Genomic DNA, 18,035 nt, shown 5'->3' on the forward strand with positions numbered 1-18,035 from the left:
ATGGAGATTTTCATGAAATTTACTGGAAAGATTCTAAGATTAAGTAAGGACGGAAAATTACGTATTCCAAAGAAAATATTAAAAAGATATTATACTATTGATACAAAAAACCCACAGGTTGAGATATTTCTATCCTCTGATATGATTGTAATCCAACCTTATAAACCAAGTTGTGAAGTAACAGGAAAAAAAACCGAAAATTTAATTGAACTCCTACCAGAATTCTTTGTAAGTCAAGAGGGGATGAAATTACTACTCTATGAACTTAAAAAAAACTTTAATAATTAAGTTTACGCTTAATACTAATTTAGTGTAAATATATATTCATATAAACCTAACTTTAAGAAATGAGGAATTTTTTAATGACAAATTCAAAATTAGTAACATTAACTTTAGCAAGTGCAAGTTTTGTAGTTGAAGGAAATACAAATGAGGAACTATTAGAAAATGCAAAAAAAGCAATGGCAGAACAGTTAGCTATAGGGAAATTCCCTTTTATTAATTATAGAATCAACGAATCAAATAGTTTAACCATTGACAAAGTATTGCCTGGAATGACTGTAGAGTCTGAAGATGGAGACGTAGGAATCATAACAGCTAAATATAAAGTGAAAATTGATGTTACTTTTGCTAATAATCGTTCTGTACAAGGTTCTGCATCAATTTTTAAATCATGCGATATCCCCTTCGAACAAGCGAGAAGTAAACGTAGTGATTCTAGTATAAAAGCAGAATTTTGGACAAAGGGTAACAGTGGATATTTTAAAAATAAAGGAGAAATCCATAAAGTTGTTATCGGTAAACTTACAGGTGGGAAAGCAAAAGTTCACGTTGTAAATTCCGATGTATATTTCACTATACCCGTAGAAAAGTTATCTCATTACATTAAAGATGAACTATCCGAAGTCCAATAAAAACGAAAAAAATGGAGTGAAATGAAATGGAAAATGTTCAAGAACAAAAATTAATCAAAGAAATATTAGGAATGGTCGGTGAAACGGTACAAACCGTTTGGGGACCGTCTGAAATCGAGAGCGTACAGCAATATGAAAACGGAGAATGGAAAGTGCATTTATTAGAATTTGGAGAAGAACCATTTTCCGTTAGATTATGCGATTGGTCAGCTAGTTTGATGTAAATTCCGAGAGAATTAAATTGGTTGTAGGTATGCGTATTATGACAAGCATACCTACTCCCTTTTTTGCTTACTATTATTATTTAATTGGAGGAATAAACTTATGAAAACTTACCATGTAAAGATGAATGATACTATCACTACAGACAACAGAAAGCCGTTAGGAATCTATTATAGACATTTAGCAAGTATAATACCCATCTTCCGTAAAACAAGACGCTGAGAAGCTGTTTTTTGGACAATGTGAAAAGGTTATTGAAAAACCGTTAGCATCTAATCAGTTACGAGTGAAAGATATGGTAGATGGGACGTCTTATGAGATCCTTGCCGACTATTCTTTTACAAATGATACTATCATCTTTAGAAAACAAGGAAACCTTATTTATTCAACCATTCGTGGCGGTGAATTTCCGGAGGAAGGATTTACTAAATGGTATAATTTATCTATTATTAGATTACTAGATAATACAAAAGACCTCTCTCTGTCTCAACTGACATTAGAGGAATTAGAATGGGTTGATTTTGAGATATATAACGAAGTTTCTATGCTACAGGAAATAACTGTACAGTTTGCCAATTTATACGGAGAAGGTTAATTTAACCATTCTCCAAAAAATTAATAAGGAGACGAACAAATAATATGTTATCAATTATTACAGGATTCATTTTACTCTTTATATTGGTTGTAACAGCTTTATATATAGTATTTTCTAACGTACCAATGCCTAAAGAAAAAAAGAAGAAAATCATCGTAAATAGTTTAATGATATGGTTCACTTTGGGGATATGTACTACCCTATTTTATTACCTGTCAATTACCTCACTATGAGAGAATATTAAAGGAGCATTTATATGAAAGATATCCATGAGGTAATAACAAAAAGACTAGACGAAAATGCTATAGCCCCATCAAAAAATAATAAAATGTTTAGGAGTAATAAACTTGAAAAACAAAATTCTTGACTATGTTAATGAACTTAATCCCAATTTAGTAATGGTTTTAGTATTTATAACTTTGGTTTCTTTTTGTTACCTTGTAATTAGAGTCGTAATTATACTCGCAGATAAAACTTATACAAAGAACTCGACTAAATCTACTCAGTTTACTACAGCTCTAGCACTTGCAGGATTTTTAAGCGGTTTAGCTGTATGTTGGTATGCTTGGGAATTAGATAATGGTAAGAATACATCTACGTTCGTACTAACGATTGGATCAATTCTGGCTTCATTCTTTATAGGTTTTTTTGTACAATTGCTTACTAATTTAGACAAGGATATTGCCGACAAACACGAAAACAAAATTAAGAATGAAACTATTATAAGAAGTAACAATGAAATAGTTCCAAAAAATAATGATACTCCTCTAGCTAACAATGACTTGAAGATTATAAAAGAGGATGTTAAGAAAGTTATAAAGCAAAATAGCGAGATCTCTAATAAATCAACCTTAATTGGTGTAGGTATACTCTTATCTTTTGTAATTTTAGATAGAATTTCGAAAGATAAAAAGTAGAGTATATCTGTATACCGAATATCGCTAATGAAAGGAGTGATTTTAATATGGAAGAAATCAAAGAAGAAATAACCAAAAGACTAGCCGAAAATGCTATACACTCTTCTAAAAACAATAAAATGTTTCGTATTGTAGATCCACGAGGACGAATTTATTCGCTCGAACTTGGTTGGCAAAAGATTAGTGGAAAAGTGTATGGTCATTTATTCGATGAAAATGAGGTTCCTATTGTAATAGATGTATTAAGAAAGCATGGGTATCAAAGTGTATGGAGCGAGAAAGATAAAACCGGCTCATTGTTTATGCTTGCTGTTAACTCCCCTTTTGGTAACGCCAAAAAGATGGTGCAGCTGCTATCTGTAACAATTATATTTTTTATTTTGTTATTCATTACTTTACAGACAGGCCTATTAGAAGCATTTCTGAAAAACATTAATATACCTAGTGATTAAATTCCTTAAAATCTTGTATTTTTATATATATTAATACTAGATAGTAATAAACAAAATCAAGAAATAAAGAAATTGAAAAAAAATAAAGTCCCCAAGATTTATTAGGACTAAAGGAGAAATTTATATGAGAGTACTACCTGTTAGAAAATGGTTGAACAATCAGACTGAACAAAGAATTGAATTATCACGAGAAGACTTTGAACGTTTAGGAAGAGAGAATGTGAAGAAAATAATTCTTATAGGAGCTAAATATGGTAAAGATGTTAAAGTCATAACACAAGATACAAATGATTTTTTAACCGGTGCTGGAAAGCCTTGGACCAGAAATACTTTTAAATCTTTAGATGAAATGATTTTATATTCTGCGGGATTCCAATTGTAGATATAGTGAGGGATTTCGTAAAGAATAGTAATTTGGATACGACGAACAATCTGAACAAGGTTATAAAGATGCAAAAGAAATAATTGAAACAAAAAGACCCTTCTATAAATTTGAATGGTCTTTTTTCATTATATATAACTTTTAATGAGAAACTTTATATTATCCCCAAATGGAAAACTATTAATTAATTACACAGTTTAAAATCATTGGCAAATACCAATACTTGTTATAAATAAGTAGTAATGGAGGATGATTTAATGAACGTTAATATTAATCAAAAACGGAAACAATTATTTTGTAATGAAGTAGCATTGCCCAATAATTTTAATATCGCAGAATTATATAATTCTAATAGAGAAAAAGCTTTTATGTACGAAATGTTTTTTTTAGATGAATGTTTTGTGAGAGGATTCTTTGATATTCATAAATTTGAGATTAATACTGTCCTTCCATCAGAATCTGAACAACGGAGACCAAGTTGGGAAGTTATGAGATTAAAGGAATACTCAAGAGAAAAGAACTTGATAGTAGGAACTTTATGGAACCTTATTCAAGAAATAAGACAATACGGATTTGATGTGTTACAAGATGGAGATTCAGTTCCTTGGTATGTACGAGCTTACGTTCCTGCATGGAAACTCATGGTTTCTCCTTCAACCCAAAGTATTAGAGGTATTCTTCATATGCTTAATCAACCAGATGGGGAAATTTGTATCGTTACCTGTGAAGGTTATTATGAAAACGATGAAAAACCAATAGCTTATTTTATTGAAAGCAAACCTCAATTTCATAAAGCATATAAAGATTTTTTAAAAGAGAAAGAGATAGAAATGAAGAAACATTCCTCTTCTTGGATTTTGTAATTGAAAAGAAAGCTAAAAAAGATTCAATCCGGAATTATGATGGATTGGATTTTTTCTTACTCTATATTAAATTCATTATTTCCTGACATTCTTATCCTTGTTGTTTAGCAGTATTAAAATTACACTAGGATTAGAAAAATATTCTTTAAGGGAGATGTGACCTCGGTGAACTTGCCAAATAAAACAATACAGGTTCTACAGTTTTATGAATATTTTTTATTGCTCCAACCATCAGATGTTGAGGAATATACATTTTTCAAAACTTATGAAGAAGTTTATGCTGCCCTCGATAAAGTTAAGACACTACCGATTAAATCTATTACGGAGAAAATTAAAATAAAAGGTTTTTATAAAGGTAATCCTAAAGATTATCTACGATGGAATTTAGATGAAGAGAAGGAAATATTATATCTAGTCCCCTTTGACAATGACGCATATTCATACGATATATGTACTCAAATAAATCTACAGAATTTCACTTGGATCTCTATAAGATATAATAGTATTTATAATGGGATAGAGTTTATATTCACAACTGCTGATGAAAACATTTTTATGGTTATCTTTAAACTGGAAAGCCATGTGCGCTTTGTTGTAGATGAAATTGGTTCGCACGAGGTAATGGAAATGGAGTTAGGAACATTAGAAAAAATCTATCACCTTCTCCATGATGACACATATACTTGGTACGAAAAATCGATGCTTATTCATCTGGAAGTGTTAGGGGAAGATAACGACCTAAGAAAATGTTCGAAAGATCGGCCAGACAAAGTTTCTCGCTGGATAGATAAACTTAAAGTATATGAGTGGGAACCACTTGAAGATTTTGACGACTGCTGCAATTGTTGGGACGACATTATTGAAGATTGGCTGTATAGAAAAAGCGTGTTTTTGTCTAAGACCATTCAATTTTTATTGATGTCTAAAAAGGTGTCCTTTACCGGAAAAGCTATTATGATGTTCATTGCCTATCATTCTTTTAACAGTAGTACAGACTATAACAAAACACAGGGATGTATAAGTAGTTATGTTAATGATTTGTATAAAGGCACAGAGAACGGACTAAATGAGCTTGTAAAGTTAGAGTGGCTAGAAGTGAACGAATATCAAAATTATGAAGTATGCGAATGGCAATGCAAACACTATGGTTATCATATTTGTTATGACGAGCATTATAGTTTATCACCTAAATTTACAAGTCTAGTCGGTTGGTCATTCAGAGGGTTTTAAAAATATATACGTGTGAACTATCGAATTAACAATATAAGTGCTATTTGCCGAATCAGATTTTATTGACTGAAATTTAAACTAGAAATAGAGGTGCATATTTGAGTAATACAGAGGATTTCGCAAGGGATGAACTTTATCAGAGTTTAGTAATTAATAAGCATTTTTTATACCTTTTTGATTTAATACAACAGATTAATTTACAGGGGAATGTTTACTTTGAGCAAACAGAAGAAGATCCCGAACATCTTTGGTCAGTTCAAGATAAAATTACCGAATATATAATGGAAGAATGTAATCTTTACAAGGATGAATATGATTTGTTTTTGGAAATGAATAATTTATCTCGTGATACGCCTACCAACATAGTTGAAAAAATTAAAATAGAAGTAGGATTTGATAGTAACTATGCTTCCAGAGATCATTTCGACGATCTTTTATCTCATTACGCTTCAGGAAATTCAGAACACTCAAAGGAACAAATTATTAAGCAATTAATCTTCTGGGAACAAAATATATTATTTTCTGATATTGAACATGTGGATTTTCATTATAAAGAACCAATTTTTAAAACCATGAATTTTAAATTAATGAATGAATGAATGAATCTTTGTAGAAAGGGGTTCTGAATACATAAACCTCCCCTTTCTACCATTTTATTAATCTGCTATAATTACACTAAAATTAGATTAAGCTTAAACTTATTTATAATTATTCAAAGGATGTGTAATCATGCCTGCTCCAACAAGAAAAGTAATTTTAGCAGAACAACATATTGAACGTGCTTTAGTAGACCTACCTGAATATGTAACAGATTTTGTTCGAGCCAAGAAACGTAATCGCAACTCCCCCACTACTATCAGTGGTTATTTGCATGACTATAAACGATTCTTTGATTGGTTGCGTTCTGAAAATCTCTCCGATGCCACTACAAATAAAGATGTTAAAATTGAAGTGTTAGAAAAGTTACCTAAGAAAAATATGGAGTTTTTTATTGAAATGCTAACCGAAGAAAAAATAGAAAAACAAAAAGGTGTGTTTCTCCCTCGTACAGAGGCTAGTGTAACCCGCTTTATCCAATCATTAAAGTCCCTTTTTAATTATTTAACAGAGGAAAGTGAAGATGAGGATGGCGAATGTTACTTCTATCGCAATGTTATGTCGAAGATAAAGACTCCTAAAAAATCCGAGTCTGCAGCAAGACGGGCAAAACGAATAAATTCCGCAATACTTACACAAGAACAAATGGATGGATTGGTAGATTACGTTAAACATAGTTATATACACACCCTTTCCCCTGGCCATCAAAAGCGATTTATACGCGACCAGTTACGTGATATTGCGATAATCAGTTTATTCATAGGGAGCGGTATTCGAGTAAATGAATTAGCAGGATTACTATTAACGGATATTGACTTGAAAAATGATGATATAAGCGTTTTAAGGAAGGGTAACAAGTTAGATACAGTTAGTATCACCCCCACCGCTTCCAACGACCTACGAGCTTATTTAGACGTTAGAGAAGAACAATATAAACCCGAAGATAGTAACAAGTTTGTGTTTCTAACGAAGTATGGCGGAAAAGCAAACCCAATCGCTGTAGAAACGATACAAACGATTATCGGCAAATATTCCAAATCATATTTAGAAGGAAAGAAACTTAGCCCCCATAAATTGCGTCATTCCTTTGCGAATAGTTGGATGGCGAACGATGGTAGTATGATTGGATTGCGAGATCAATTAGGACATAATACAATCGAAACAACCGCTTTATATACCAACCTATCCCAAAGTGACCAACGAGAGATATTACAACGAATGGATAAATCCAAACAACAGAAAGAATAATGAAATTAAAAAGCGACTCATCAACAGATGAATCGCTAGTTATTAAAGAGTCCTTCTGAGAAAGGGCTCTTTTTACTTTATTCAAAAAGTACATTGTTAAAGGTGACACTGTCACATTCTAACACTATAAAAAATTTCACTATATAAAACTTCAGTAACTAACTTTAAATACTTCTCCCTCTGAAACATAAGCTACCCTATGTGTTTGACCTTCAATCCAATGATAAGCAATTAAACCTCGCGTCTGATATGTAACAATATCTGAATCAGTGCTAGTAGGAGGACCCCAAGAAGTTTTCGAAATGTACCTCGCATCCATACCTACATATGGAGGTTTTAGCTTGATATTATTTTCGAATTGTTCGTTATTTTCCTTTACAATAGCTTCATGCTCCAACACCCAAAGGGACGATTCATCACCAAACCGCTCAGTTTTAATGAGTATTCTAGTGTAAGAAGGAAACTGATCATAAGGATACTTTCCTTGTTCTCTAAATTCTTTTAAAAAAGCATACATTTCTTCTTCAATTTTCTCCAAGTAAACCTCTGAATCCCAAAACCCATTTGCTTCTTCAAAAGATTCATATGCTTCCGCTAGATCTCGCCCAAACTCTACCCCATACTGATGATAATTTTCATAAACGTGTTTTCCATAACTATAATTACTGTATTCTTCATAAAAAAATACTACCCACCCAAAACACAAAATCAAAACCAATGACAGACTACCTATAAATAAATATTTACGTCTCAACTTAAACCAATCCTCCATATAAATATAATCGGCTAAGATACTGTATCTTTAAAATTTGTTTGTGCTTAATTATTTAAAAATATTCTCTGAAAAGCCTTTGACTACAGTGTCTTTATATTGTATAATTAACATATATAAAATATCAATATATTACATTATAATAAATAGAATTTGAGGTGGAATTTATGCTACAGGATTTACTTTGGTTAGCAAGTGCTAAACAACAATACAATATGCAACGCTCAGCAGGTATGGCTGGATTAATGGGGTTTTTAAGTCTCTTTTTCATTGTTTGGAAATGGGATGAGTGGTTTTATCCAGTATTTCAAAAACTGGGATTAGTCGATATGGCGCACAGGATTGGTTTAGTTAGCGAATTAACTGCCCTTACCGCTTTATCTGTCCTATTACTCATAGCAATGGTTAGTTTTTTCTTTGCACTTATTGCCTTTGTATTCTTATTTACCATTGGTACTTTCTTTGCTATCGGGAATACAGAAAGAGGTTTAACTATCATCTCTTACGGTATCCTTATCTTGTTTGCACCAATTATCCTTCCTGTTGGTCTATACTTCCATCTAAAAGATAAGAAAGTAAAAAAGAAAGATTTGGAGAATGGGATTATCCATCCTACTACAATGGAAAACAAGTATAAGTCAGACAAAACACTTAAACCATTATGGATGAATTACAAAGGTGATTTAGAGACCGTTCGGATGTTCCAACTGTTTCAAGAGCAACTAAAACGTGAAGGAAATGGTTCCAATCTTATGTATAACGGATTGAGTACAATGGTCTCTCAAGTTATGGAGCAAAAAAAGACATTACACAAGTATTTAAATCGTGCTGTTGCATCTGTTTCTGATGATCGCAACTGGTTAATTGCTCACAATCACGACAAACGTAGTAAACCTAAGAATGAAGACCATTCTTATTATCTATTGTTCCCGAATCCACTTCCTGCTTATGCTTCTAAGAACTTTTTAGACGACTGTTATGCAGAAGATTCCGTTGTGCGAATTAATCCAGATTATCTTCACAGAAGTCCTTTCTTGTATAACTATCTTATCTTGAATGGAAATCATGAGAATGAACGCTATAAAACGGAACCACTCTATGTGCCAGCTATAGAAATTGAGTTTGTTTGGAATGGTTTTGAAATTGTACCGCAAATTAAAGAGAATGCTCATATGCAATCCCTTTCTACTCAATATTTAGATATCTACCAAATGGAGTCGGAGCAGCTTAATTCCTTCTTTGAGGAAGTTGGAACACGAGAAGATGTAAAAACAGCAATTAAAGAGGCTCATATCGCCCTTTACTTAATTCCTGCTGCTTATGATGAATCAGAACTTACTCTGTATAATCAATATGTACAAGCTACACCTAATGCTCAGGCGTTTGCACCGTTATATCAAGCAGATGTACAAGAAAGAATAGTTCAGTATGCAGAAGTAGGAAAACCATGGGCTATAAAATGGTTAGCTACGGATATTTAAGGAGGAAACCATGGCAAGAAACAAAAAGTATCCATTAGATCAGCAAAAGTTAATTGACCTACTTCAAAACCATAAAGACCAAATGACGAGTATGTCTAAATGGAATGTTTACAGCAAGGAACATGACCTTCCCCATTCTCAAACGATTATTAAGTATTTTGGGACTTGGAACAAAGTAAAAGAAGCGTTGTCTTTAGAACAGCAGGGTCAGAGTAGACCACCTGAATATACAGACGAGATGCTATTGGAATACTTAGATAGATACAAAGAAGAATTCACGTCTATTTCAGAGTGGAATACGTTCGCTAAAACCAACCAACTCCCCTCTTACTATACATTTACACGACATTTAGGGACTGAAATAGTGGAACAAAAAACAATGACTATGGTATGGGATAAGAACAAACTAAAGCGTTTGATATTGTCTTATTTCCCCGACACCCCTCCTACTGTGACTAAATGGATGGAAGTTGCAAATAAAGAAAAGAAATTACCTTCACATATGACGATTGTTCGCCACTTTAAATCGTGGGCTCAGATGAAATATGAAGTGTATAGAAGTTGAGACATAATTGACACACAAAATGTGGAATAAGAAAAGGAGGAAGACTTTCAATGCGTTCAACGAAAATTATAAAATTTCCAAATGTTAATAATATAGAACGAGAAGACTTAAAAATGAAACAATTATTTGAAAAACGTGTAGAAAATTTAAAGAAAGAAAAACGCAAAAAAATTTATTTAGCTATATTTATTTTATCCCCAGCGTTTTATTTTTTTTATCTGATAATTTTTGTATGATTTGGCTTCCAATCTATAGTTCGTCATTTTAAATGATGGACTAAAATGAAATACGAAGTATATAGAAGTTAAAGTATAGAGGTATCTATAGCATTTACAAATTAAGACGCTTTTGACACATTATGCGTAATAGAAAAGGAGAATGAACATGGCTAAAACAGAAGTCAGAACGTGCTTTAACTGTTCTGAACACATACCACCAGAAACAGAGCATTTCATCATTGACGGTGATCCATATTGTAAAGAATGTGTTGAAGTTAGAGAATACACAGCTTGTCAGTATTACTTAGATGGTGAGTTCATGGGAGATTCAGAGAATGATGACAGAGTGGATCATATTCAAGATTACGATGATGAATATGAAGAAGAAAAATTATATAAATGTATCAAAGAATTTTCTATAGATATGTATGACAGTGATGAAAACTTAATCGAAAACGAACAAAAGGTAATTCTAATCGGTTCAACTTGGGAACGTCAAGACTATTCTTCAATGTCTGATGTTCGTTTGCAGAGTGAATTAGGGTGGTTGGAAGTAGCTGACGAAACACTGGACACTCACTTTGTTGAAATTTAAATAGCACGCAGTTCGTCCATAAGATCACATAGAAAGGATGAGTATTAATGACAATTGAAACGTATTTGAAGATGCGAGATAACGGTAAAGCGCTTGAAGAAATTAAAAAGGAAAAACATCTAAGTGAAGGTACTGTCTACACATTAGAGTTAGGCTATCAATGCTATTTAAAAGGTTTATCTCTTGATAAGGCTATTAAAATTATTCAGAGTGTATAGTTCGCATTTCGACCAAAGTGCGACGAATAAGACACATAAAGCGAAGGAGAAATAATTATTTCTAACTTATTAAATTCCATAAAATTATCTCTTTATCTTTTTTGTATTTTGTTTTTATTTATCTTGGTTTTTAATTGTCTTTATATTTTTATCTTTTAAATTTAAAGGTAATCTATTGCATATTTCGAACATAAATCGACACTAGAGGCAAAAATACGGAATATCAGAGGAGGATTCAAGTTGGAGATTCTAGAAGTAGTAGTAACTCTAATTTCAATTCACTTAATAGGTGGATTATTATGGTTTGTATTTTATATGGGAAATATGCTAACGAATCAAAAAGAAAAGAAAGTCTTCCAACAACTTGTTGCAAGCGGTAGTTCGAAAAAATACTCAGCTAATTTTGTAAGATTGGCACTTATATTAACAGGGCTTGTTGCCTCATTGTTATATTGGGAAGTCTCAGCAGCTCGAACAATTAAGAAAAGTTACAAAAATTTCTTACCTAAAAATTGAAGAACACTTTGACAATAATATGAGATAAAAGATGTTAAATAAAGAAATTTGTAAAAACAAAAGATAGTATTCCTTATATATTGAAGGTACCCTATCTTTTTTTATAATTTTAACTATTAATTTGTACCGGAACTAGATTTACATAGAAAATAAAAATCCTCCCCGTCTTATAAAAATTGTAAATAAATATGAATAAATTAAATATGAGCATATCTTGATTAATATACCTTTCAAGACATGCTCTATATTCAAATATTATTTGATAGTCAGAATGATAATTTTATTACAAGTGTATATACCTATTCAAATAGCTTGATAATTTCTGATAAAGGGGTAATCACTTCAAATGCACGATGCTCTTCATCCCCAACTGGCTGTATTTCTATTTCTACTAAGATTTGTATGCCATCGTTATACAGGAGCGTTAAGACCCCTTTATTACTTTCTCTACCATATTCATCTAGTTTAAATTGATACTCTAACTTCTCCAGAAGTCCCTCACGATTCACTAGTTTCAGAAAATCTGCTAATACTTTTGGTAAATCTATTACCGTATGTGTATCTTTCTTTATAGAACGAATGGAATCAGATGAAAAAGCAACCGTTAGTTGATCAATATCTTGCAACATAAAAGCTGAATAGACAAATTGCATAGTTTCTTTTCGTAATTCTTCGGTAGTTACATCATGCGAATGTCCGGTAAATTGTTCTCTTTTAAAGAAAACCTCATCCCCACCAGGAATCTTTGACAAAATAAATTCATCTATTTGTTTTGATTCATCAATGACCTCTGTTATATCTTCTGTTGTATCCACAGGAACAACGACTTTTTCAGTCAACTTGGTTTGTTCTTCTTTCCATAATATGAAATAGAGTAATACGAGGAGTCCTAGGACGAAAATAGCTATACCAATAACTTTTTTGTTTTTCATTTGTTATTCCTCCTCTATTTAAAATGGAATATATAAACCAGGATTTAATACATTATTCGGACGTTTATAGGACCCTTTATGCAATTCAACATGAAGATGGGGACCAGTAACACTTCCGCTTGCACCCATTAACCCAATGACTTGTCCTTGATTTACTGTTTGACCATTAGACGCCATTGTTTTTGAAAAATGAGCATATACTGCTACAAATTTATGTCCTTGTACTACATGTTCAATATATACGTGATTTCCCCATCCGCCTCCACATTTACTATTCAAAGAACCTACTTGTGGACACCCTGTATGGTATTTAATAACTTTCCCATCCGCCATAGCTACAATTGGAGTTCCAATACTATTGGTAATATCCGTACCATAATGGAATCCATTTTTTAAGTTACGAGGCCCATATTTTGATGAAACTCCACCAACAGCAGGACGCATAAATGAACCTGGTGCGAGTTGTGGTATTTCTCCACCACCTGAATATTTAGCTTCATTTTTCAATTCCATTGCTTTCTTCTTAACCTTTTCTATATAAGCAGAAGAATGATTATAGTGCCAAATTGCATTATCTATATTTTTAGAAAAACCACTTTTACTTAAATAGTTTGCCGCTGTAAAAATTGCATCTGCTACATCCCATGGATCTGCTTTACCATCCCCGTTTGCATCTGTTCCATAGCCACCATAATCTTTTATTTTACCTGGATTCAATTTAATACTATCGGGGATATTAGCCCCCCCATTCCCACTACAAGCGGGGTAGGACCAGCCAACAAAAGTGCAAGGCATAAACTGCATGTGTCCTTCAGCACCCACACTGGATACCATTGTAGGATGTGTAGAATAACCAGTTTCCACGAAATGGATCGCAGCCAAATAATACCAATCGACCTTATATTTCTTCTCAGCCGCTAAATAATACTGCATATATTCTGGAGGAACACCTGCTCCTGGATTAACAGTACCATCAAAACCGATTAACGAGTTTCCTGTTAACCAACCAGTATAGTTAATGTATTTATCTGTTGCTTGATAAAGAGCTTCTACTATAAATCTATCATCTTGCCCGTAAGAGAATGGTTCTGTCGCGAGCATTCTATCGTAGTGGGAATAATCTTCTGTTACCACTTCATCTATCAAAAATGTATGGGAACGTACTTTGGTTGTAACCGTCGTAACATCTGTTTCTACTGCATACTCGTTTGGTATGACCTTCCCATTAGCATCCGTTTTCTCTACAGACCTAGTTGTTGTCGAAACTTGTGTTGCTCCTTGTTGCCATTCCGTCGTATGCGGAGTAAAGGTAGCTTCCATTATTCTATCCCAAGCTTCTACTCTTTCTAAAGGCTCTAAGATAAAGGGAGTAGAAGTGGTAGAACTGGAACAACTACCATTTACACAAGTAGTTGTTTCCGCTTCTATTGAACCTTCTAACTCTGCATAAGTGAAAATAGGTTTTAATGTTTTCCCCATTATCGAAGCTGCCTCTTTTTGACTTACATTCCCCGAATTATATAACTGCAATGCGGCAATAATAAGCTCATGTGGTACTCGATAAGGTAATTGCTCAGGTCTAGACATATCGACCGTAGAATCCGCAACCTGTACGATATGGTTGCGTAATTCTAATGCCTCTCCTTCTAAAGATTCGGGACTGTTAGAGAAAATCATGCTAACCGCAAGATAAATAACGAAGATAGCTAATAAAATACCACCTACTATTAGGATAACCGGTCCTGCTGTTCCCATTAGCAAAGTTACCAAGAACTTACCAATGGCAAACCCAACTTTAACTGCTGCTTTAGCAACTACTTTAGCTGCTTTTTTGAGTGCTTTTTTTCCTAACGCTTTACCCTTTTTCTTCGCATAGTCTTTCGCTTTTTGGGCTACAATGGATTCTTGTTGTTCTTCTGGTGAATTCATTTACAATCTCACCCCAACAATCCTTGTTTTCTTCTAACTTGATCTAGATATCTTCGTTTTTCAGCTGATTGACTTGCATGTTCCATATGCTTAGAATCCATCATATCTTCGACACTGATTATCAGACCTTCTACTGATCTAGACGAATAATAGGCTTGGTTAGATGAAGTAAGAGCCCCTACATCTGAATTTGGAACAGAATTTTTCACTGCTAATCTAGCACCATCTGCTTGAACAGGTATTTCGATGGTTTGAGAAGAGCCTAAACGTGAATCTCCTGCAAATACAGGAGAAACCCTGTATGATATACCGTCTTTTTCAGCCGTTACAAACTGTCTGTTTTTCTCTACCACTACTCTAGGATTAGAAAGACCTTGTGCTTTTATTTCTTCTACTTTAAAGTTACCGCTATCCACTTTTTGATTGAATATAGGAACTTGTTGTTTTTGAACTGGAGCAGCTTTTTTAGAACCTAAAAGCGTACTACTTAATAAAGACGAAGGATCTTGTGCCACTTCTACGTGAGAAGGAATTCTTGCACCACCACTATCTAAGCGATAAGTTGACGATTGACTACCTTTTGATTGAACAGGTACAAGAGAATCGTTCATGACGGATAAATCTTGATAAACTACTTCTCCACTTTTCAACTTACTATGTCCAGAACCTTTTCGAGAAACAATCTCTGTAGAACCACCTTTTGTCTGTACCTCGATATAAGATTCATTAGGAGTAATCACTTGTCTAATTGCTCCTGGTGCAATCTGTTGATTTCCATTTGGATCGGTTACTGTTCTTGCCATTTGGATAACTTCACTCGGTGTCTGGATAGCTTCTTGTGTTTGTCGTTGATATGGTGAAGCGAATTTAGCTGCTGCTGTTGCACCCATACGGTAACCTTTTGCTCCCATCATGACTCCACCTGCATACCCTAGTGAATTTTGGAAGTTTTTCTGTGCTTGTACCATACCGCCTTGTAATTCAGCAGATTGTTGAACTCCTTCGGAATACCCACCTTGTATTGCAGAAACAACCTTGCCTCCGAAACCTTGTGCATCACTAGATTGAAATCCTGCTACAGATCCTTGCCCCATCGATTTAGCAACACTGGCTATACTCGTAATGCCCGTAGCTGCTCCTACACCCGCAATGACTCCAACTGTTTTATCTTCTAATTTTACTCCTATTGAATCGCTATTTGCACGGAATCGAATACCTTGTGAAGCTTGAGACAGTGTACTTTGAGCACTTTGTACGTTTTGCGCATGAACACTCGCTTTATGATTATTGTCCCAATCCCTCTCAGCAGAATCTACACTGATGCCAGCTGATTGTTGTTGAGCGACAAAAGCTTCTTTCATTTGATTAGTTTTTGCGTTAGCTAGACTTCCAACAACAAACGGAGTATTCGGCTTTCCATTTGAGGCTAAGATACTCGCTCCGGTCACATGATCTACCGCTTGTTTACCTGCAGACGAAAGATTAGATACGTTTCCTAAACCTTGCATTCCTCCTACCGCTGAACTCATATGTTCATGGAACTTGTCTTTCGCTATTGGCTCATTTCCATCAACTGCATTTTGTTTCACATATTCTTGACCCGCCTGTGCAAAGGCAGATTGAACACCGCTCTTTTTCTCATTAAATGCAGACATTCGACGGGCTTGATAATCTTGTTGTGATTCACCCGTTTTTCTCCCATTGTTTTGATCATAATCCGCAAAGAAACTTGCTTGATTATCTTTACCCCATTGGTCAGCCATTGCCTGAGAAGAAGCATTGACCATACTCTGACCACTTGCCATGTTTTCTCCATTTTGTTTCATTGATGCAATGGAGTTTTTGGCTCCTTGATGAAACTTTTGTCGTTGAGCAGATTGAATATCGTTAAATTTAGATTCCAATTCTTGCGGTGAAGCATCTGGAAACCTTTCTTGTAGATTACTCATGACAGATTCTTTATTGTCTTTAGCCCAAGCAATCGACTCATGGTCGGCCATTTGATTTGCTAAATTATCCTCTAGGTCAGCATTTCGAGCATTCATTTTATCTAGCCCTGCTTCACGACCTTTTTTAAATTGTCCTGGTATTGCCGCTAATCCTGACAATGCTGCTGAACCGGCTCTCCCAGTTATACCCCCTACTACTCCACCGACTGCAGAACCTGCAGTAGCCCCAGCAATAGAACCGACAGGGCCTAATCCCATACCTGCAATCGAACCAGCCATACCATGGACTGCTTTTCCACCTTTACTGAAAAAGTCTCCACGTTGTAACATTTTTTCGGCTTTTTCAGTAGTGCCTGCATCCGTTCCGGCTTCAGCACCATGATTTTTCAGCATAGAAGATGTGTCGTCCGATGTATCTGAACCACTTGTACCTTCTGCACCATTACCGTTTCCGCCTTTTCCTTTAATGCCGTTATAACCATTTTTAAGCGCTCCTACAACACCTTGTCCTCCTGTGATACCTTTGGCTACGCCGTACATTCCAGAAAGTGCCCCTATCCCCATCATAGCTCCTGCTTTAGATAGGTTACCTTGCATTCCACCACCCATGCCTATTAGGTTTCTCAGTCCCTCTGAAACTGGAATAAAGATAGCATAGACGATAACAGTTTCTATTAAACCATCACTTGATGCGGAAATTGCTGCAATCACCCAAAATACTAAACTATGAATAGACTGGACGAATATGGAACCCACCAATTCTTTGAACCAGGCTCCAGTCATTCCTCTAAAACGTTGGTTTAAGTAAAATACCATCATTAAAGGACCAAGAGCCATTAAGAGAATTAATGTAACTTTTCTCATAAAGTAGTAGAAATTTGCCCATATACTCAGACCTAATAGAACTAATTGAACAGCTATTTGACCAATTAAGTCCGATACTCCATTACCACCCTCGTCTTCTCCATCTAAGGAGTCACCAAGGGTTAACTTATCAAGGTTACTTTCGTATGCCCCACTAAAGAGGTTTACTATTCCTTGATTGATAGTAAATAGTATGTCGTACAATAGCGGAAGGTTGAACAATACTAAACACACCATCACCAAATCAGTTACAAAGGAGATTAATTCATTCCGTTGTAGCGGATTTCTACTCGCATCCGCTAATCGCATCCCATAAATGACGATAAATATTACGAATGCAAATCCCGCCAATGTTGCCATTGAATAGAAAGTTGGCACGAGTGCACCTGTAAGATCCGTTGGTTGAAATGTTCCCCATATTAAATCGCCACCTTTAGTGCCGAAAATCAAGTCTTTTAAATGAGCTAAACCTAAAAATGGTTCTAATAAGCTTTTAAACATCCATGTGATTAGGGATTCAAAGATGCTAATGATCTTATCTGCTACTCCCCCAAAGAATTCACCCATTTAGATGCC

General features: G+C 34.4%; 21 protein-coding genes. 17 read left to right on the forward strand and 4 right to left on the reverse strand.

From position 1 onward, the window contains the following. The 11 genes from MHI40_RS22650 to xerS all read left to right on the forward strand — a co-directional run bounded on the left by MHI40_RS22650 (window position 1) and on the right by xerS (window position 7,420). The gene (locus MHI40_RS22650) at window positions 1-288 is read left to right on the forward strand and encodes a hypothetical protein (protein WP_340765843.1); all 288 of its coding nucleotides are present in this window, start codon (window positions 1-3) and stop codon (window positions 286-288) included. Window positions 289-362: 74 nt separating this feature from the next. After that, window positions 363-914, forward strand: coding sequence for a hypothetical protein (locus MHI40_RS22655; protein ID WP_340765845.1), 552 nt, complete (start codon window positions 363-365; stop codon window positions 912-914). 26 nt (window positions 915-940) lie between these two features. Beyond that, window positions 941-1,138, forward strand: a complete 198-nt coding sequence (locus MHI40_RS22660; protein WP_340765847.1) for a hypothetical protein — start codon at window positions 941-943, stop codon at window positions 1,136-1,138. A gap of 284 nt (window positions 1,139-1,422) precedes the next feature. Next, entirely contained in the window at window positions 1,423-1,731 is a 309-nt protein-coding gene (locus MHI40_RS22665; protein ID WP_340765849.1) for a hypothetical protein, read from the forward strand. Window positions 1,732-2,078: 347 nt separating this feature from the next. Further along, window positions 2,079-2,648, forward strand: a complete 570-nt coding sequence (locus MHI40_RS22670; protein WP_340765850.1) for a hypothetical protein — start codon at window positions 2,079-2,081, stop codon at window positions 2,646-2,648. Between the two features lie 47 nt (window positions 2,649-2,695). Beyond that, a complete protein-coding gene (locus MHI40_RS22675; RefSeq protein ID WP_340765851.1) occupies window positions 2,696-3,100 on the forward strand; it encodes a hypothetical protein in 405 nt (134 codons plus the stop codon). A 124-nt stretch (window positions 3,101-3,224) separates the two neighbouring features. After that, a complete protein-coding gene (locus MHI40_RS22680; RefSeq protein WP_340765852.1) occupies window positions 3,225-3,482 on the forward strand; it encodes a hypothetical protein in 258 nt (85 codons plus the stop codon). Window positions 3,483-3,739: 257 nt separating this feature from the next. Further along, window positions 3,740-4,345 (forward strand): hypothetical protein, encoded by a 606-nt coding sequence (locus tag MHI40_RS22685; protein ID WP_340765854.1) that lies wholly within the window; start codon window positions 3,740-3,742, stop codon window positions 4,343-4,345. 165 nt (window positions 4,346-4,510) lie between these two features. Then, window positions 4,511-5,575 (forward strand): hypothetical protein, encoded by a 1,065-nt coding sequence (locus tag MHI40_RS22690; RefSeq protein WP_340765856.1) that lies wholly within the window; start codon window positions 4,511-4,513, stop codon window positions 5,573-5,575. Window positions 5,576-5,673: 98 nt separating this feature from the next. Further along, on the forward strand, window positions 5,674-6,174 hold the full coding sequence (locus tag MHI40_RS22695) for a hypothetical protein (RefSeq protein WP_340765858.1): 501 nt from the start codon (window positions 5,674-5,676) through the stop codon (window positions 6,172-6,174). Window positions 6,175-6,304: 130 nt separating this feature from the next. Then, window positions 6,305-7,420 (forward strand): tyrosine recombinase XerS, encoded by a 1,116-nt coding sequence (xerS, locus tag MHI40_RS22700; protein ID WP_340765860.1) that lies wholly within the window; start codon window positions 6,305-6,307, stop codon window positions 7,418-7,420. 151 nt (window positions 7,421-7,571) lie between these two features. Here xerS and MHI40_RS22705 read toward each other — a convergent pair whose 3' ends face one another. Continuing rightward, entirely contained in the window at window positions 7,572-8,174 is a 603-nt protein-coding gene (locus tag MHI40_RS22705; RefSeq protein ID WP_340765861.1) for a hypothetical protein, read from the reverse strand. Window positions 8,175-8,359: 185 nt separating this feature from the next. Here MHI40_RS22705 and MHI40_RS22710 point away from each other — a divergent pair, with 185 nt between their 5' ends. The 6 genes from MHI40_RS22710 to MHI40_RS22735 all read left to right on the forward strand — a co-directional run bounded on the left by MHI40_RS22710 (window position 8,360) and on the right by MHI40_RS22735 (window position 11,785). Further along, complete coding sequence (locus tag MHI40_RS22710; protein ID WP_340765863.1) at window positions 8,360-9,673, forward strand: hypothetical protein; 1,314 nt, start codon at window positions 8,360-8,362, stop codon at window positions 9,671-9,673. A gap of 10 nt (window positions 9,674-9,683) precedes the next feature. Next, entirely contained in the window at window positions 9,684-10,238 is a 555-nt protein-coding gene (locus MHI40_RS22715) for a hypothetical protein (RefSeq protein ID WP_340765864.1), read from the forward strand. Between the two features lie 50 nt (window positions 10,239-10,288). Further along, window positions 10,289-10,474, forward strand: a complete 186-nt coding sequence (locus MHI40_RS22720; protein ID WP_340765866.1) for a hypothetical protein — start codon at window positions 10,289-10,291, stop codon at window positions 10,472-10,474. A 148-nt stretch (window positions 10,475-10,622) separates the two neighbouring features. Further along, complete coding sequence (locus MHI40_RS22725) at window positions 10,623-11,051, forward strand: hypothetical protein (RefSeq protein ID WP_340765868.1); 429 nt, start codon at window positions 10,623-10,625, stop codon at window positions 11,049-11,051. 47 nt (window positions 11,052-11,098) lie between these two features. After that, complete coding sequence (locus tag MHI40_RS22730) at window positions 11,099-11,269, forward strand: hypothetical protein (protein ID WP_340765871.1); 171 nt, start codon at window positions 11,099-11,101, stop codon at window positions 11,267-11,269. A 240-nt stretch (window positions 11,270-11,509) separates the two neighbouring features. Then, window positions 11,510-11,785, forward strand: coding sequence for a hypothetical protein (locus MHI40_RS22735; protein WP_340765872.1), 276 nt, complete (start codon window positions 11,510-11,512; stop codon window positions 11,783-11,785). Between the two features lie 299 nt (window positions 11,786-12,084). On the opposite strand, the gene MHI40_RS22740 is transcribed toward MHI40_RS22735, so the two are convergent. The 3 genes from MHI40_RS22740 to MHI40_RS22750 are packed head-to-tail and all read right to left on the reverse strand — an operon-like array spanning window position 12,085 to window position 18,026. Beyond that, entirely contained in the window at window positions 12,085-12,717 is a 633-nt protein-coding gene (locus MHI40_RS22740; protein ID WP_340765874.1) for a hypothetical protein, read from the reverse strand. Between the two features lie 18 nt (window positions 12,718-12,735). Beyond that, window positions 12,736-14,646: a peptidoglycan DD-metalloendopeptidase family protein gene (locus tag MHI40_RS22745; RefSeq protein ID WP_340765876.1), complete on the reverse strand. Its 1,911-nt coding sequence runs from the start codon at window positions 14,644-14,646 to the stop codon at window positions 12,736-12,738. 8 nt (window positions 14,647-14,654) lie between these two features. Next, on the reverse strand, window positions 14,655-18,026 hold the full coding sequence (locus MHI40_RS22750) for a type IV secretion system protein (RefSeq protein WP_340765878.1): 3,372 nt from the start codon (window positions 18,024-18,026) through the stop codon (window positions 14,655-14,657). Window positions 18,027-18,035: the final 9 nt, after the last annotated feature.

This window comes from Psychrobacillus sp. FSL H8-0510 (genome assembly GCF_038008345.1).
GTDB classification, from domain to species: domain Bacteria; phylum Bacillota; class Bacilli; order Bacillales_A; family Planococcaceae; genus Psychrobacillus; species Psychrobacillus psychrotolerans.

Coding starts and splice junctions, on each gene's coding strand:
- MHI40_RS22650 (WP_340765843.1), top strand. CDS start 1: ATGGAGATTTTCATGAAATTTACTGGAAAGATTCTAAGATTAAGTAAG.
- MHI40_RS22655 (WP_340765845.1), top strand. CDS start 363: ATGACAAATTCAAAATTAGTAACATTAACTTTAGCAAGTGCAAGTTTT.
- MHI40_RS22660 (WP_340765847.1), top strand. CDS start 941: ATGGAAAATGTTCAAGAACAAAAATTAATCAAAGAAATATTAGGAATG.
- MHI40_RS22675 (WP_340765851.1), top strand. CDS start 2,696: ATGGAAGAAATCAAAGAAGAAATAACCAAAAGACTAGCCGAAAATGCT.
- MHI40_RS22680 (WP_340765852.1), top strand. CDS start 3,225: ATGAGAGTACTACCTGTTAGAAAATGGTTGAACAATCAGACTGAACAA.
- MHI40_RS22685 (WP_340765854.1), top strand. CDS start 3,740: ATGAACGTTAATATTAATCAAAAACGGAAACAATTATTTTGTAATGAA.
- xerS (WP_340765860.1), top strand. CDS start 6,305: ATGCCTGCTCCAACAAGAAAAGTAATTTTAGCAGAACAACATATTGAA.
- MHI40_RS22710 (WP_340765863.1), top strand. CDS start 8,360: ATGCTACAGGATTTACTTTGGTTAGCAAGTGCTAAACAACAATACAAT.
- MHI40_RS22715 (WP_340765864.1), top strand. CDS start 9,684: ATGGCAAGAAACAAAAAGTATCCATTAGATCAGCAAAAGTTAATTGAC.
- MHI40_RS22720 (WP_340765866.1), top strand. CDS start 10,289: ATGCGTTCAACGAAAATTATAAAATTTCCAAATGTTAATAATATAGAA.
- MHI40_RS22725 (WP_340765868.1), top strand. CDS start 10,623: ATGGCTAAAACAGAAGTCAGAACGTGCTTTAACTGTTCTGAACACATA.
- MHI40_RS22730 (WP_340765871.1), top strand. CDS start 11,099: ATGACAATTGAAACGTATTTGAAGATGCGAGATAACGGTAAAGCGCTT.
- MHI40_RS22740 (WP_340765874.1), bottom strand. CDS start 12,717: ATGAAAAACAAAAAAGTTATTGGTATAGCTATTTTCGTCCTAGGACTC.
- MHI40_RS22745 (WP_340765876.1), bottom strand. CDS start 14,646: ATGAATTCACCAGAAGAACAACAAGAATCCATTGTAGCCCAAAAAGCG.
- MHI40_RS22750 (WP_340765878.1), bottom strand. CDS start 18,026: ATGGGTGAATTCTTTGGGGGAGTAGCAGATAAGATCATTAGCATCTTT.